At 35.1% G+C, this 16,012-nt stretch carries 15 protein-coding genes and 2 pseudogenes (1 of these 17 cut by a window edge); 4 read left to right on the top strand and 13 right to left on the bottom strand.

Features of this window, described 5'->3' with window-relative positions; all coding sequences use genetic code 11:
• The 5 genes in view from WG67_RS04165 to WG67_RS04145 are tightly spaced (at most 4 nt apart) and all read right to left on the bottom strand, a layout consistent with a single transcriptional unit that may run on beyond the window.
• Window positions 1-1,357, bottom strand: the 5' portion of a protein-coding gene (locus WG67_RS04165) for an NADH-quinone oxidoreductase subunit N (protein WP_070356950.1). 8 nt of this gene lie to the left of the window's left edge; 1,357 of the gene's 1,365 nt are visible here — the first part of the coding sequence; it begins with the start codon at window positions 1,355-1,357; its stop codon lies off the left edge, out of view.
• Window positions 1,354-2,796: a complex I subunit 4 family protein gene (locus WG67_RS04160; RefSeq protein WP_010962955.1), complete on the bottom strand. Its 1,443-nt coding sequence runs from the start codon at window positions 2,794-2,796 to the stop codon at window positions 1,354-1,356. The genes WG67_RS04165 and WG67_RS04160 overlap by 4 nt, the downstream gene beginning before the upstream one ends.
• A gap of 3 nt (window positions 2,797-2,799) precedes the next feature.
• Window positions 2,800-4,647 (bottom strand): NADH-quinone oxidoreductase subunit L, encoded by a 1,848-nt coding sequence (gene nuoL, locus WG67_RS04155; protein WP_022626390.1) that lies wholly within the window; start codon window positions 4,645-4,647, stop codon window positions 2,800-2,802.
• A 4-nt stretch (window positions 4,648-4,651) separates the two neighbouring features.
• Window positions 4,652-4,960 carry an NADH-quinone oxidoreductase subunit NuoK gene (gene nuoK, locus WG67_RS04150; RefSeq protein WP_070356949.1) on the bottom strand — a complete coding sequence of 103 codons (309 nt, stop codon included), beginning with the start codon at window positions 4,958-4,960 and terminating at the stop codon, window positions 4,652-4,654.
• Window positions 4,951-5,538 (bottom strand): NADH-quinone oxidoreductase subunit J, encoded by a 588-nt coding sequence (locus tag WG67_RS04145; protein WP_010962952.1) that lies wholly within the window; start codon window positions 5,536-5,538, stop codon window positions 4,951-4,953. The genes nuoK and WG67_RS04145 overlap by 10 nt, the downstream gene beginning before the upstream one ends.
• A gap of 192 nt (window positions 5,539-5,730) precedes the next feature.
• Between WG67_RS04145 and WG67_RS04140 the strand changes: the two genes are divergently transcribed.
• Together WG67_RS04140 and WG67_RS04135 are read left to right on the top strand one after the other, a co-directional pair.
• The gene (locus WG67_RS04140) at window positions 5,731-6,159 is read left to right on the top strand and encodes a WD_0964 family protein (RefSeq protein WP_010082321.1); all 429 of its coding nucleotides are present in this window, start codon (window positions 5,731-5,733) and stop codon (window positions 6,157-6,159) included.
• 127 nt (window positions 6,160-6,286) lie between these two features.
• Complete coding sequence (locus tag WG67_RS04135) at window positions 6,287-8,203, top strand: ATP-dependent helicase (protein ID WP_070356948.1); 1,917 nt, start codon at window positions 6,287-6,289, stop codon at window positions 8,201-8,203.
• A 223-nt stretch (window positions 8,204-8,426) separates the two neighbouring features.
• Here the strand turns inward: WG67_RS04135 and WG67_RS07345 are convergent, their stop codons facing one another.
• The 4 genes from WG67_RS07345 to WG67_RS04120 all read right to left on the bottom strand — a co-directional run bounded on the left by WG67_RS07345 (window position 8,427) and on the right by WG67_RS04120 (window position 10,610).
• Window positions 8,427-8,570, bottom strand: coding sequence for a Putative reverse transcriptase (locus WG67_RS07345; protein WP_022626389.1), 144 nt, complete (start codon window positions 8,568-8,570; stop codon window positions 8,427-8,429).
• Between the two features lie 154 nt (window positions 8,571-8,724).
• Window positions 8,725-8,961 (bottom strand): hypothetical protein, encoded by a 237-nt coding sequence (locus WG67_RS07710; RefSeq protein WP_238513961.1) that lies wholly within the window; start codon window positions 8,959-8,961, stop codon window positions 8,725-8,727.
• A gap of 17 nt (window positions 8,962-8,978) precedes the next feature.
• Window positions 8,979-9,107: a hypothetical protein gene (locus WG67_RS08640; protein ID WP_255317429.1), complete on the bottom strand. Its 129-nt coding sequence runs from the start codon at window positions 9,105-9,107 to the stop codon at window positions 8,979-8,981.
• Between the two features lie 336 nt (window positions 9,108-9,443).
• Window positions 9,444-10,610 (bottom strand): aspartate kinase, encoded by a 1,167-nt coding sequence (locus WG67_RS04120; protein WP_070357059.1) that lies wholly within the window; start codon window positions 10,608-10,610, stop codon window positions 9,444-9,446.
• A gap of 135 nt (window positions 10,611-10,745) precedes the next feature.
• Between WG67_RS04120 and WG67_RS08635 the strand changes: the two are divergent.
• Window positions 10,746-10,922, top strand: a pseudogene (locus WG67_RS08635) (WPE palindromic element domain-containing protein); the annotation flags it as partial.
• A 114-nt stretch (window positions 10,923-11,036) separates the two neighbouring features.
• Here WG67_RS08635 and WG67_RS07340 read toward each other — a convergent pair.
• Window positions 11,037-11,726 carry a hypothetical protein gene (locus WG67_RS07340; RefSeq protein ID WP_245683362.1) on the bottom strand — a complete coding sequence of 230 codons (690 nt, stop codon included), beginning with the start codon at window positions 11,724-11,726 and terminating at the stop codon, window positions 11,037-11,039.
• Complete coding sequence (locus WG67_RS07335; RefSeq protein ID WP_245683361.1) at window positions 11,723-12,502, bottom strand: hypothetical protein; 780 nt, start codon at window positions 12,500-12,502, stop codon at window positions 11,723-11,725. Before WG67_RS07335 ends, WG67_RS07340 begins: the two co-directional genes overlap by 4 nt.
• Window positions 12,503-12,637: 135 nt before the next feature.
• Here WG67_RS07335 and WG67_RS04110 point away from each other — a divergent pair, with 135 nt between their 5' ends.
• The gene (locus WG67_RS04110; RefSeq protein WP_010082345.1) at window positions 12,638-13,912 is read left to right on the top strand and encodes an APC family permease; all 1,275 of its coding nucleotides are present in this window, start codon (window positions 12,638-12,640) and stop codon (window positions 13,910-13,912) included.
• A 213-nt stretch (window positions 13,913-14,125) separates the two neighbouring features.
• On the opposite strand, the pseudogene WG67_RS08630 reads toward WG67_RS04110, so the two are convergent.
• Both WG67_RS08630 and WG67_RS04100 read right to left on the bottom strand, forming a co-directional pair.
• Window positions 14,126-15,086 (bottom strand): annotated as a pseudogene (locus tag WG67_RS08630) (IS110 family transposase).
• Between the two features lie 320 nt (window positions 15,087-15,406).
• The gene (locus WG67_RS04100; RefSeq protein ID WP_015589289.1) at window positions 15,407-15,859 is read right to left on the bottom strand and encodes a hypothetical protein; all 453 of its coding nucleotides are present in this window, start codon (window positions 15,857-15,859) and stop codon (window positions 15,407-15,409) included.
• Window positions 15,860-16,012: the final 153 nt, after the last annotated feature.

Here is a 16,012-nt window from a genome sequence, read left to right as displayed (position 1 = left end):
TGAGTAAAACGTACAAGAAAAGAACGAGGTTGATCAGCGAAGCCACCGAAGTGATAATGAATAGGCCCTTAGAATAAGCAACCTTATTACCACTAGCTTTATCGAAATACATAGCTTTTATAATATTTAGATAATAGTAACACGATACAACACTCGCCACCACAAGGGTCAAAGACAGGCTGATAAAGCCAGAATTTATTAAACTTTTGAATATAAAAAATTTAGCGATAAAACCTGCAAGTGGAGGTATTCCCGACATCGAGAGTAACAGTACAGAAAGATGAAATGCTACAATTGGGCGTTTCTTCCCTATACCAGATAAATTTGCAATATCACAATCTTCATCGTCAATTTGTACAAGATATGAGAATAGCCCTATGCTTGTGATGATATATATCACCAGATACATTAAGGCACTATCTGTTCCTGCTTGTGTAAAAATAGAAAGTGAAGCAAATATAAAACCAATGTGACCAATTGAACTGTAAGCAAGCAGCCTTTTTAAGTTTTGCTGACGTAAGGCCCCAAAAGCTGAGATAAGAACAGACAATGCTGAAACGTATAAGAAAATAGGCTGAACATAACTTTTTACATTTACTAACTCTTCATTCATCAATCGAATTAAAAATGTTACAAGTGCAGCTTTTGGGGCCGTAGAAAAAAACGCAGTTACTATGGTAGGTGCACCTTGATAGACATCTGGAGCCCACATATGAAAAGGAGCAATAGCAAGCTTGAAACACAAACCAATTAGGACAAAGACTAACCCAAAAACTATTCCATAAGTTATCTGATGGTTTTGCAAGAATGAACCGAGCTCAGAGAAATTGACTTGTCCTGTATATCCATAAAGCAGCGACATTCCATATAGCATAATGCAGGAAGATAATGCACTGAGTGTAAAATATTTCACTCCTGCTTCACATGAATAAATCGAATCTTTATTAAAGCTCGCAAGAACATACAAAGATATACTCATCAACTCAAAAGCTAAATAAAAAGAAATCAGACTATTTGCTGAAACCAAAGTTATCATGCCAAATAGCGCAAAAAGAATCAGCATTGAAAATTCATACTTATAGTCATATTTTGATAAATTCAGCATCAAAAGTATTAAAATTCCTGTGCTGAGAATTAACCCTTGGGCTGACCTGATGTATAAATTGAGTTTTAACAACGAATTAAAGAGAAAAATTTCATTGTTTTCTGCCGAAAGAATTAAAATAATCAAAGTTACCACTGTGCAGCCAAGTGCTAATAAGTTGATAGTTCTGCGGTTAAATATAATCCCAAGCAGCAGCAACACTAACGAGGAGATAATAGAGAACGTTTCCGGCAATATCTGTATATAATTCATAGCGCATTATATTTGACTAACAAATTTGCCATACATGGCTTCAAATAATTCAGTGCAAGGGTTGGGTAAAATCCAAGCAAAATAACAAACACTGCAAGCAGAATTAAGACAGAAAATTCTATGCTATCCAAACGGTTATTTAATAATTTAGAATAGCTAACCCCCCATATTATTTGCTTACATAAATTCAGCATATAAACTGCGCTTAAAATAGTGCCAAGTGCGATAAATCCTGTAAAAAACCCTATGCTCTTAAACATTCCAACCATAGCCAAAAACTCACCTGCGAACCCAGATGTTCCAGGTAGCCCTATTGAAGCCATTGAAAATAAAATGAACATAAAACCAAATTTTGGCATTGTGTTTACTATGCCAAAATATTTTGCAATCTCCAAAGTTCCAGTTCGAGTATATAGCATTCCAACACATAAAAATAAAGCAGCAGAAATAAGGCCATGACTAATCATTTGAAATATGCTACCCAGTACTCCTTCCTCACAAAATGAAAAGAGGCCAGCAGTAACGATCCCCATATGTGCTATTGAAGAATAAGCTATTAACTTCTTTATATCATCTTGAGCAAACGCAACTAGAGAAGCATATATCACCGCAATAATGCTCAGCACAACAACGAAATTTGAAAAATACAAACTTGCCTGAGGAAGCATTGGAATAGAAAACCTTAAAAATCCATATCCCCCCATTTTAATAAGCAAGCCAGCTAAAATCACAGATCCAGAAGTTGGTGATTGCACATGTGCATCAGGAAGCCAAGTGTGAAATGGAAACATCGGTACTTTTATTGCAAAAGAAATAAAAAATGCAATCCACAGCAATGACTGCACTTCAAGATCAAGGCTTGGCACTAATGTAGCTAATTTTTGTATATTAAACGTTCCAAAAATGTTATAGATGTAAACCAATCCAAGTAGAAATAATAATGAGCCAGTTAATGTATAAAGAAACAACTTAAACGTTGCATATACCCTGTGTTTTCCTCCCCAGATGCCAATAATAAAGAACATTGGTATTAAAACAGCTTCAAAAAACACATAAAAGCTTATAGCATTCAGTGAAACGAAAAAACCGACTACAAAACTCTCAAGCAGTAGAAACAATGCCATATAGGCTTTTAGGGTCGTATAACTCATTTTGCAGTTGTAGAGTATACAAATTACAAACAAGAAAGTTGTAAGCAGAAGGAAAAGCAACGATATACCATCTATCCCTATTCCAACATTTCTAATTGGGTAGCTGACAAACTGAAAGTCCGCATTGTTATAATCAAATTCTATACAAGCTACAATGCTAAGCAAAAATGGAAGTACAGCAAAAAATAGAGCAAGGAATCTTAAGTGTATAGATTGATGATTAATCCTGATTAAGGATAAAATCAACGCTCCTATCAGTGGAAGCAAGAATATACTAAGTAACAACACCTTCTATTTAATTCCAATAATATATAAAGCACCGATTATTAGAGTAACAAACATAATAAATGCATAATCAAATATATAACCAGTTTGTAACTTTATAGAACTTTTTGAACATTCATTAACCAACCTTACAACACCATTTGGTCCAAATGAATCAATAGCCTTAACATCAAACTTCCATAGAAGCCTAGATATAAACCTTATCGGTGCAATTATAACAAACTCATACACCTCATCAAAGTACCATTTATTCTGCAAAAACTTAAGTAAAAATTTACTCTTAATTTGCCTAATTACTTGATATTGGTAAATTAGGTACGCAAGTGCTATTCCACTTAGGCTTGCTAAGGTTGGCAGTAGTTTTATAAAGAAATTATGAACTCCATGCTCATCAATCATCACTAAACTTGATTTCCAAAACGCATTACTAGTTATGTTCAAAATATTTGCTCCCCATATTCCAGAAAATACTGATCCAAAAGCGAGTATCAGTAATGGTATAAGCATAATCTTTGGTGCCTCATGTATATTAATTTTACTTTGTTTTTGGCTGTGGAACACAAGAAGCAATAACCTCCAAGAGTAAAACGCTGTGAAGAATGCAACAACTAAGCTTATTACAAAAGCAAAGCTATCCGTGCTATAAGCATGTTCAATTATCAAATCCTTTGAATAAAAACCTGCAAATGGGAATATCCCAGAAAGCGCAAGAGATCCAATCCACATGAGAGCGTAAGTGCAAGGGATTTTCTTCCAGCAATTTCCCATTTTCTGAATGTTTTGCTCATGATGCATTGCATGAATCACATTGCCAGCACCAAGAAATAGTAGAGCTTTAAAAAAAGCGTGTGTCATTAAATGAAAAATAGCAACATTGTAAGCAGAAAGCCCACATGCCATGAACATATAACCAAGTTGACTGCAGGTTGAATAAGCAATTATTTTCTTTATATCGTTCTGAGTAATTGCAACGGTGGCTGCAAAAAAAGCAGTGAGTGCTCCAACGATAACTATTAATTCTCGTGCCACATTTGATAACTCAAACAATGGAGAACACTTTGCTACTAAAAATATACCTGCTGTTACCATCGTTGCTGCGTGAATAAGTGCAGAAACAGGAGTTGGCCCTTCCATTGCATCTGGCAACCAAACATGTAAACCAAGCTGTGCAGATTTACCCATACAGCCAATAAAAAGTAATATGCATATTATATGAGTTACTTTGAATTCACAGCAGAATGCCCTAATGTTCTGCGTGCCAAGAAGATCAGTTGTGTCAAAAACTTCAGTAAAATTCAAAGAGTGAAATGTATAATAAATAAGAAAGATTCCAATCAATAGTGCAAAGTCTCCTACCCTATTCACAACAAATGCTTTAATTGCTGCATTATTTGCAGAATATTTTTGGAACCAAAATCCTATGAGTAAATAAGAACATAGGCCAACCCCTTCCCAGCCAAAAAAAAGCTGCACGAAATTATCGCTTACAACCAGCACAATCATGCAAAACGTAAATAGCGATAGGTAAGAAAAAAACCTCGACTTCCCCTTATCATGCTCCATATAACCGATAGAGTAGAGATGTACTACCAGTGAAACGGTGGTAATAACAATAAGCATTAAGGATGAGAGAGCATCCACACTAATTGCCCAATTTACTTTTAAGATGCTCAATGAAAACAAAGGAAATAAACTCAAGTGATAATTTTCAGAGAAGGTGAGAAAAACATACCAAGATAAAACTGCAGATATTCCAATCCCTGCCGTTGTAACTAACTGACTTTTTCTAAAAAGTGCTGCAAATAGCGAACCAAAAAGTGGCAAAAATACTATTAATTTCAGTATATCCATCATACTTTCATTCTTTCATTAAATTTGCTTGTTCAACATCTATATTGCCACGGCTTCTATAATATACAACCAATATTGCAAGCCCAACTCCTGACTCTGCTGCCGCAACAGTCAACACAAACATCACAAAAATTTGCCCAACTATATCATTCATAAAGGCAGAAAAAGCAACTAGATTGATGTTAATCGCCAACAATAATATTTCTATTGATAACAATATATTGATTATGCTCTTACGGTTGATGAAAATACCGCACACCCCAACAGTGAACAAAATAGCAACAACTATCAAAAAATGATTTAATCCTATTTCCATTCCACTCCTTTTCCAAATTTAGCCTTAACCAATTTTACAGATGAAGATTGCGTCAATTGCTTTAATACATTCTGTTTTTTAACTCCTTTTTTCTTGTCCTGCAAAGTAAGAGCAATTGCACCGACAATTGCAACAAGTAGCAAAATTCCAGAAAGATGAAAAGCGTACATGTAGTCAGTGTAGAGCAAATTACCGATAGCTTTCACGTTATTGGCATTATAGTTTATAACATTACTTATATTCAGCGTTGAGCTGCGGATTACAAAACTGATAATCAAAAAAAACACACCACACAATATAGCACCAAGAGTGAAATGCTTCGCAAAACCCTGGCGCAATCTTATGTAGTCAATATCGAGCATCATAACTACAAAGAGGAACAACACTGCAACTGCACCGATGTATACTATCAGTACCATCATAGCGATGAATTCAGCTCCAAGGAGAATGAAAAGCACTGCAGAGTTAACGAAGGTGAAAATTAAAAATAATACTGCATGCACAGGATTTCTTACACTAATTACGCATACAGCAGATAAAATGCTAAGAATTGCAAAAAAATAAAAGAAAAAAGGCATTGATACTTTAACTGCAACAATAGTTACTAATTTAAAGTGACTATCGTTGTAAAGTCAATATTATATTAAACGTTTGAAAACATTGTACTACAAAGCTCCAGCTCCATTTTAAATTATTATACAGAGCGCTTTCTAAGTCCTTAATTTATCAATATATAATATGTGTATGTTAGTAATTAATGGCGGCTCAAAATGTACAACATATTTGGTTATTTTAAAAGCAACAATAGTTCTAACGCACAAAGTAGCAGACTAGATGGAGAAAGTTATCAATACACCACAAGAGACTATATGACAATTTACTTTAATAACACACTAGCAAGTTTCAGTAGATCATTGAGAGAATTTAAAGAAAAAGCGTATGGATTTATGTATGATATCGGAACTTGGTTGAAAGAAACATATGAAAATCTCACTGAACGACCTGCAACGCATAATCGCTATACCCCAAAAGAAAAACCCCTTGTTGAAGTTGAAGAAATAGAAATGAAGGAACTAAACCGTACATATAAGCCATTCCAAACTCCACTTATCCACCCAACAAGCAGAAGTTCTGGTGCCAATACCTCAAATCAAGTTGTTGTTACTCGACATACACCTGAAACTACTAAAACAAAATAGATGTAAAACCTACGTTTAAATATGTAGTACTTGAGTGAAGCATTCTTTAACTGTTCTATTCAATAAAACCTTTACAATATTTCAATCATAGGTTTAACTTTACGAAGTTATAATCTATAGGGCTACGATGAACGATTATCTCTCACTGCTAAATCCAGAACAACAATCAGCTGTAACTAACATAGATAGACCAGTTTTGATACTGGCAGGAGCCGGGACGGGAAAAACAAGAACGATTACTTCAAGAATAGCACACATAATTAGAAACGGTCACGCTTATTCTGATGAGATATTAGCAGTTACATTTACAAATAAAGCAGCAAATGAGATGGTATCAAGGGTACTTGAGCTAACGGGCACAAACATACCATGGCTTGGCACTTTCCATGCAATTGCAGCAAAAATCTTGCGCCTGCACGCAGAAATTGTGGGCTTAAACCCCAATTTTACAATCATTGGTGTGGATGACCAATTACAGGTAATAAAAAATATTATCAATGAAATAAATCCTGATTACCTATCAGAAAAATGTAAGACCATTATGAATATTATTCAGCAATGGAAAGAGAAGTGCTTATTGCCATCTGAAGTGGAAGATATTCAATCATTTAGGCCAGTATATGTAACTGCACTCAAAGTCTATCACCAGTATCAGGAAAGGTTGAAATTCCTTAATTCTGTTGATTTTGGTGACTTATTGCTATATAACATACAGCTCTTTAATCAAAAGACCGAAGTTCTGTCCTACTACCAAAACAAGTTTAAATATGTTATGGTAGATGAATATCAAGATACAAATGCGATACAATATCTTTGGCTAAAATACCTTGCAAAAGAGCACTCAAATATTTGCTGTGTAGGAGATGATGACCAGTCGATATATAGTTGGCGTGGTGCAGAAGTTGAAAATATTTTGAAGTTTTCTGATGATTTTAAAAATGCAAAAACCGTTAAACTAGAGTGTAACTACAGGTCAACATCCCACATACTTGCAACTGCGTCATATGTTATCAATCACAATAAGACTCGCTTAGAAAAAAAATTGTGGACAACAAACATTGAAGGGGAAAAGGTAAATCTAATAAAATTATGGGATGGGAAAGCTGAAGCAAGGTTCATAAGCGAACAGATATTGAAACTCAATAAATACAGATTTAGTGACATTGCAGTGCTGGTAAGGGCCACTTTTCAAACTAGAGTTCTCGAAGAGTATTTTATAAAATATTCAATTCCCTACAAGATTATAAGTGGCGTAAAATTCTACGAACGTCAGGAAGTCAGGGATATAATTGCATATTTAAGACTTGTTACAAACAATAACGATGACTTAGCTTTCGAAAGGATAGTAAATCGGCCAAAAAGAAGCATAGGAGCTACAACTCTAAAGAAAATATACACGACTGCTCAGGATAACAAAATTTCTTTTTTTGAGGCAGCAAAAATATTAGTTAATAGTAATCAGGTAACCGAAAGAATTAAACTCTCACTCAACGATTTTTTAAATAAAATTAAAGCTTGGGAAGAAATAGTAAGCGTAAAACCACTGCATGAATTCGTTAAAATCGTAGCAAACCAATCAGGATATATTGAAATGCTTGAAAATGGGGAGGTAACAGGCTTAGCACGAATAGAAAATGTTAAAGAGCTCATCTCATCTTTAAAAAATTTCGATAATGCCACAACTTTCTTGGAGCATATAAGTCTGGTGATGGAAGTGGATAATATGAATAACGATGACACCGTATATGTTATGACTCTTCATGCAGCCAAAGGACTTGAATTCCCGTGCGTGTTTCTACCTGGTTGGGAAGAGGGATTATTTCCTCATCAAAGATCTTTTGATGACAAAAGTGGTAAAGCTTTAGAAGAAGAAAGGAGACTCGCATATGTTGGCATAACCAGAGCCAAAGAAAGGTTAATCATTTCATGTGCAGATAGGAGGGAAATTAACAACCAGTGGCAACCGATGCGCACTTCTCGGTTCATTAAAGAATTGCCAAGAGAAAATGTTGAGGTAATTAAAAGCAACATTGCCTACTGTTGAAGCTATAATTGCAGATAAACATATCTTACAAATCTGAATTACTTTAACTATATGTTTCTCCTGGCAAAAATTCTGTAACCGTTCACACTTAATTCTTCAATCTCATACCAATTTCTATTACATAACAAACAAATAGACAATAGAAGTGAGAAGGTTATACTAAGGCAGTATAATGATGGAGTTTTGGAATGGCATTGGTATCAGGTTGCAATTTTAGCTTACATTATGCCAATCTTTCTTCAATTGCTGCTCGCATAAATTCTGCCTGTCTTTTAGTTCTGCAGTGCACTATCGCATCATCCACATATCTTTCAAATGGTACTGTTGGGTGATTTTGTTTCATCCATATATCAAATGCATGGTGCATAAATATGTTTGAAATGATTGGGCTTATTGAACCTCCTTGCGGAACTCCTTTTTTCCCTTACTGCCATCTGCTTGCTGAATAGGGGATTTCATCCACCTTTCAACATACAGTATGACCCATTTGCAGTCTGTGTGCTTCTTGATAGCCTGCAGTGCTAAATTGTGGTCCAGATTGTCGAAAAATCCTGTAACATCAACAGCTTTCTTGGTAATCGTATCCTGTCTCCAATAAACAGCGGTTTTGCTATGTATCCTTGATCAGCAAAAAACTTACGTAAAGTTGGAGCCTTGTATTTAGCTTGAGTGAAAAGATTTAGAGCACCATCACGATCTTGAACACTTGCACTATGAACATCAGCCGCAATAATTAAGCCCACTGTATCTACAACAATATGACGTTTTCTACCCTTTATTTTTTTTTCAGCATCATATCCTCTGGATCCCCTTTTTGAGTGGTTTTTACTGATTGACTGTCAATTATTCCTACTGAAGGTGTTTCATTTTTACCAAACATTTTTCTTACCTCTTTTACTAGCATATTATGTATTTTTTCCAATTTGCCATTACTACGTCACCTGAGAAAATAGTCATACACCGTCTTCCATGGAGGAAAATCTTTCGGCAGTTCTTGGCCTCCCTATCTTTCCTTGTGCAACATGTGACTCATACACCGTCTTCCATGGAGGAAAATCTTTCGGCAGTTCTTGGCCTCCCTATCTTTCCTTGTGCAACATGTGGCTCCAAAATTTCCCATTCCTTATCACTTATATCACTTGGATACAATTTTCCCTCCTATTTTTTACTTACACTATCATATTTTTTTCCTCATTCCTTTTTAAGACATACTCTTAGACAACTGGACGTCAAGCCTATCCTAGTGCTGCATATCAAGCTCATACTCAGTATGTAAATCTTTGACTAAAGCTACAGCGCATTCTTTTTGAACAATTATACTGATTTTGATTTCAGATGTTGTGATAGCAAGTATTTCTATCTTTTTTTCGCTTAAAACCTTGAGTGTGCGGTGCATCACTTCAGTGTTAGACATAACACCAATACCAATTATTGAAATTTTAGCTACATTATCGTTTATAGCATAATTTTCATTCTTATTCAGTAACTTTTCCATTAAATCAATATCAAATTTGGAGATAACAAAACTTGACCCATGTATCATATCAATTTTAACGTTTGCTCCTGCTATATCTCTTAAAGTACGCAAGTTATTTGCAAGGTTAGTGAAAGTTACAAGAGCTTCATTAGTGCTATAAGTTATTCCAGTAATTAAGTATCTCTCTAGTACATCCCTTTTGTGTAGCACTGTGGTGCCTTCTACTTCCTTAAAAGTGGATAGCACTTGCACTTTAATGTTATGTTTCATTGCAAGTTGTACTGAACGATTATGCAGTATTTTAGCACCAGATGACGACATTTCCAACATTTCATCGTAAGAGATAAATTTGAGCTTGCGTGCCTTTGGAACAATTCTCGGGTCTGCTGTATATATTCCATCAATATCAGTAAAAATTTCGCAAGTTCTAACACCAAAGGCTACCGCGAAGGCAACTGCTGATATATCAGAGCCTCCTCTTCCAAAAGTAGTGATTCTATCATCATTTATACCCTGAAAACCAGCAATGATCGCAGCAGTATAACCCTCAGCAAAAGATCTTTTCACACGTTCAATCTTTATTGTTTTTATTTTAGACTCAGAATAAAAATCATCAGTTACAATTGGTAACTGCCAGGCAAGCCACGATTTAGCATTAACTCCGATCGATTGGAGAGTGATAGCTAATAGACCGCAAGAGATTTGTTCTCCTGCTGAAAGCATAACGTCATACTCTGATAACTCTTGTCTATAACTTAAATTTGAGATTTGCCTAGCCTGAAAAACCATTTGGTCAGTAAATCCTGCAACAGCAGATACAACAACGATTACATTACAACCTTTCTCAATATCGTTTTTTATCAAATTTGCAACTCGGTTTAAATCAGTTAGCGAAGTCCCACCAAATTTTTTTATGATTATTTCGTCCATAGTTACAATATAACTCTCTTCTGAAGAAAAATATAGTTTTTGTAGAGATAGCAGCTTGCAAGCCATTCAGAAAAGGGAAGACAAAGCTATAGCTAACGCGTCATACCACGATTCATTCCATAGCTGTACGAACATTCATTTTTGAAGGTAAATTGCACAGCAAATGGTGTCATCCCAGTGCCTAGACACTGGGATCCAGAAAACTTAATTTCAACCAAGTGGCTGCATAATAAAGGCTGGATTCCAGTGCCAAGCACTGGAATGACACCCTCCCTTGTGGAAATTGCTCTCAAATCACAATGTTCGTACAGCTATGGATTCATTCGCGGTATAGATTCCGCTAACTAGTAGCGGAATGACGAATTTGTTGTTTTAAAATTGTCAGTAAATCTAAGTCAGTTTAGCTATATAGCACGAACTAAACCACTAAGCAGCAGAAGACCTTGCATGACCTCCAAAAAATGTTTTTACTCTTTCAAGATAAGTAAGTGGTTCTGCAGGAATTTCTATCTCGTCTATCTTATAAGATATTGCTGCATCTATGACTTCATCTGTTATTAATTCTCTTAGCCTTTGTTTTATTTGCCCTCTCCGAATATGTTCTCCATAGTCGTTATAAAACTTTACATATAATTCCTTAAACACAAATTCTTTTATAGCATCTCTTATATAAGAAATGCCATCCTTTACTTCATCACTCACGCTGCTCAAATCCACCCCAGAACTTGGTGAATACAAATTATCAAAATTTTCTTTCAAAACTTTTATTTTATGGTAGTGCTTATCCACATATTTCTCAAGAAATCTTTTAGTAGCATCACTAGCCAACTTTCCTATTGGCTGAGGCTCTAGTTGAGCTGCAAAATTATTTTCCGCTTTAAGACCACTTAATGCATAAATGATACGGTTGAGCATTCCAGGACCACATTGGCGATTACTTTCCTCAAAGCGAACCAGTAATATAGACTTCAATAATTCTATATCTGCATTTTGCTTTCTTGCCGCAATTAAAACTAAATTTATAGCCTGTGTCAATGTCAATCCGGTTTGTGAATCTGCCCAATTTACCCACTCCCCAGTTTCATAACCATCCAATCTTAGATAAGGTTCTATCATTGTTTCCGGACAACCTCTAAACCGCTTATATAACTTTTAAACTCTTCATCCAACTCATTTAACGGCGTACCATGTTCTTCCTTTAATTTTTTGGCACATTCAATAACGCTTTGCTGAAAACTTCTAGTATGAACGCTCTGACTACTAGTACCCACATCACTTACATTAAACAAAAAGCTTAGCTGCTTTACATTCAAACCCAAAGGTGAAAAGAGTTTTACTGATGGATATTTTATTAACTCAAGAAGTGCTACTGGAATTAGCAGTGCATAATTTAACAATAATAAACCAAAATTAAATATAAGAAACCCACGTAGAGCTGATACCTTTGATGCAATATACAAAAATGGAAGCTGTAGGTAATATATCAAGTGTATACTGAAGAATAAGATTTTGTCCTTTAATTTTATTGTTGGATCTTTATAAACCTCAAACAACATGCTATTGCTATCAATATTGTTGTTTTTAAAGGAGGTATAGTTGTTTATGATCTTCTCTTGCAAGGGAAGAAGCATTTTATTCAGGCAAATAAACGCAGCAATAACAATAAAACCTGTAGCCAAAAATGCTAGTGCAGGGCTAGAAGTGCTTGTAGATAAATAGGCATAAAGACCATCAACAATTAAGTTTTTGTATAATCTTTCAAAGGGACGAACTAGAATCGGGTCAAGGATATAGTTAACAAGAAGATTTAAATAATACACGAGAAACAAAAGTGCAATCAAAAATGCAATAATACTACAAACAACCAAAAATGCTTTTAATCTCGGATTCATAACCCCCTCTTAATAATCTGTTAATATAATCTATTTTAGGAATAAATTGAAAAAAATGCAAGTTTTTATGTTAAAAGATCAATTGAAATTTCTGAGTTTAGGGTATATTGTTAATCTATTTAGATAAGAATTATTGTGTCAAATAAAATAGGTTTTTGGGCTATTTTTGCCTTAGTGATTAGCAGCCAAATTGGCTCTGGAATTTTTATGCTTCCAATTAGCCTTGCTCCATATGGCATGTATAGCCTTATAAGCTGGATAATATCAGGGCTTGGTGCTATATCTCTTGCTTTAGTTTTTGCCTCACTCTGCGCAAAATTTCCGGAAACGGGTGGCCCTCACGTCTATGTAAAGCATGCTTTTGGCCCTGCTGCAGCTTTTTTTGTTGGTTGGACGTATTGGGTGATCTCATGGGTTAGCACAACAGCCGTAATAGTTGTGGGTGTTGGTTATCTTACACCATTTTTCCATGAAGATATTCAAAACGTACATCTGTTTTTAGAGATGTTATTACTTACAATTATTACACTAATAAATTTTAGAGGAGTAGCTACTGCTGGACGTGTTGAGTTTTTATTGACGGTGATAAAAATTTCTGTATTGCTTGTAATACCTATAGCAGCATTGTTTTTTTTTGATAGAAATAACTTCATCATAAGTGAAGAAATATCAAATCTTACAACATCGCAGATTCTTGCCCGTTCTACACTTATTACTCTATGGGGTTTTATTGGAGTTGAATTGGCAACAGCACCTGCAGGGTCAGTTGATAATCCAGCTAGAACAATACCAAGAGCTGTGGTACTTGGAACAATCTCTGTTGCTGTTGTGTATTTTATCAACAATCTTGCAATTATGGGATTAATAAATGGCAATGATTTAGCAAGTTCAAGAGCACCATATGTTGACGCAATAAAAATTATGGCCTCTGGCAATTGGCACTTGATTATTTCTATAACTGCGTTCATTTTTTGTGTTGGTACTTTAAACGCTTGGGTACTAGCTAGTGGACAAGTGGCCCTTGGCCTTGCAAAAGATAAACTGATGCCACAGTTTTTTGCTCAAAGAAACAAGCACGGTTCTCCTTTCTGGGGCATAACAACTAGCTCAGTTGGAACTGCAACTTTACTAATCCTCACTTCAAGCAACAATTTTGCTAAGCAGATCACATCAATTATCGACTTTTCTGTAGTTTCATTTTTATTTGTTTACCTTGCATGCAGTCTTGCTTTTCTCAAAGTTATTGTGCAAGAAAAGAGTTGTTACAAATTTTTAATTGGCAGTATAGCAACAACCTTTTGCTGCTGGGTAATATTTGAAACTTCTGTGAATACCTTGCTGATCGCAAGCTTATTCACTGCAAGTGGCGTACCTCTTTATTTATTTTGGTATCGCAGAGTTTCTGTATAGCAAATGTTATGTATCTGTTCAGCAGAGTGGCAAAATAAGGTAGACGAGAAAAGACAACTATAGGAAGAAATGGGTGTCATGCCAGTGCGTGACACTGGCATCCAGTTCTTTCGCGCAGTTCCATCAAAAACGTTGTAAAGGATTAATCGCTTTCGTGTTTACCAACTTAGTGCCCAATCTGGATCCCAGATACTGTCTCTGCTGTCAAACAAATTATCCAACAAAATTACAATTAAATGGTTGATTCTTTTTAAGAATACCAAAAAAGACATGCATTAATTTTCGCATTAACGCAAGAACTATGACTTTTGGACATTTGCCTTTACTTGCTAGACGCTGACAAAACTTTTGAAAATGATTATTATGGTTTTTGACTACTATAGCTGGCATATAAAGAGCTTTTCGAATACGCTCAGATCCTATTTTGCATATGCAACTTCTCTTACTTACTGACGATCCCGATTGATAATGTCCTGGATTTAGACCAGCAAAAGCTGTAAATTGTTTAGCATTGTCAAAGTTATCAACTGATGGCATTTCTGCGACAACAGCAACAGCAGTAAGATATCCTATACCTTTTATAGTCTTAAGGTTTTCCACCATATTTTTTAGATGTGGATAGTTATTTATATGCTCATTAATTTCTTTTTCGAGAACAATAATTTGCTCCTCTATTGCCAAAATTACTTTAGATATAGCTTCTTTGCAACTGGAATGCATATTTTTGTTTTCCAAGCGATTTGTCTGTTGCACCTTATCATCTTTTAGCGATTGCATGCAACGGTAAAGCTCCCTCAAATGCCTCATTTCAGGTGCAATGGGCTTCCAAAGAGCAGGTTTGTTTGCGATACAAAATCTAGCTATCATAGCTGCATCTGATTTATCTGTCTTATTTCTGAGCAGCTCACTTTTGCCAAAAGCTTTCTGGGTTTACTATACTGACATTATGTCCTAAATCGTGCATAAAAGTAGCCAAATCTTCTCCATACCAACTAGTTGCTTCAAGACATAAATGAGTAAGATTTGCTCCATGGCCATTGCACCAAACTACAAGTTTTGCAAAACCATCTTGATTATTTTGAAAGACTTTGTGTCGTTTTTTACTGTCCACTAACAAACAAACATCAAATTTCTTTTTTGAAATATCCACACCCAAAATAGCATTTACTTGCATAAAATTGCCTCCAAGACTATAAATAAACTGAGAGTTTAGACTAACCTTGTAATACGGGATATAATTCCAAAAGATACTGTTCAGTCTTTAACTCTATGGGAGGGAAGCAAAATCTGGCTTAATGGCATTAGTGTCGCATCAGCTTCACCCTCCCTGTGAGGTATTTTAGCTCTAATGCCTCACATCATAAAGATACAAGTGTCACGCACTGGGATGACGAGAAAGGAGCACTGGAATTTTTGTTTCAATATTTGTACATGAGCCATGCATCTGAACAGATACAATGTTATAACTAGAGATAATTTTTAAATGATTGATATTTATGAACTACGACTTTTCTTGTTGTCCACTTGTTCAACATTACCCTTCTCAAGTTTACTATCTACTTCTTTTGTGTGTTCATCATCTATACTAGTTTCATCTTTTATCTTACTAGGGTAATCTTCCTGCGATTTTTTATATGCTTCCATGTTGTCATATATAGGGTTACTGATGATTTCTATTTTTTCAGGTGTGAAAATCCTTGCTAAAAATCTCCTTATTATTGGTATTGACCTTAAGAGATCTCTTAGCTTTGAAGATTCTTGTCTTTTGTTTAGAGACTGTTGGTCTATTTTAGAGGTTTTTACACCATACTTTTTATCATCAAAATTTATTGTAGGCTTTCTTTTATTCGAAAGAACACTTTGGGCCTTTGATCCATTGGTTCCTTCAGGCCCTTGAGGTGTAGACATTGCAGGTTTAACCTTAGTTTCATCGTATTCCTTACTCATCTTTCATTTCATTATGTAATATTACTAATATTGCATAATAATAGCTAAATTACAATTAATTGCAAGGTAAAAATATTAAAACAATTGTAAATTTTGTCAGTAAAAATATAATAGAACTTTAAAATTAGAGGTTCATCTATATGAGATACAAAG

The sequence above is a fragment of the Wolbachia endosymbiont of Drosophila incompta genome (assembly GCF_001758565.1).
GTDB lineage: Bacteria > Pseudomonadota > Alphaproteobacteria > Rickettsiales > Anaplasmataceae > Wolbachia > Wolbachia pipientis.
Note: the sequence above shows the minus strand (reverse complement) of the source record. Positions and strands in the feature narration are given on the sequence as shown.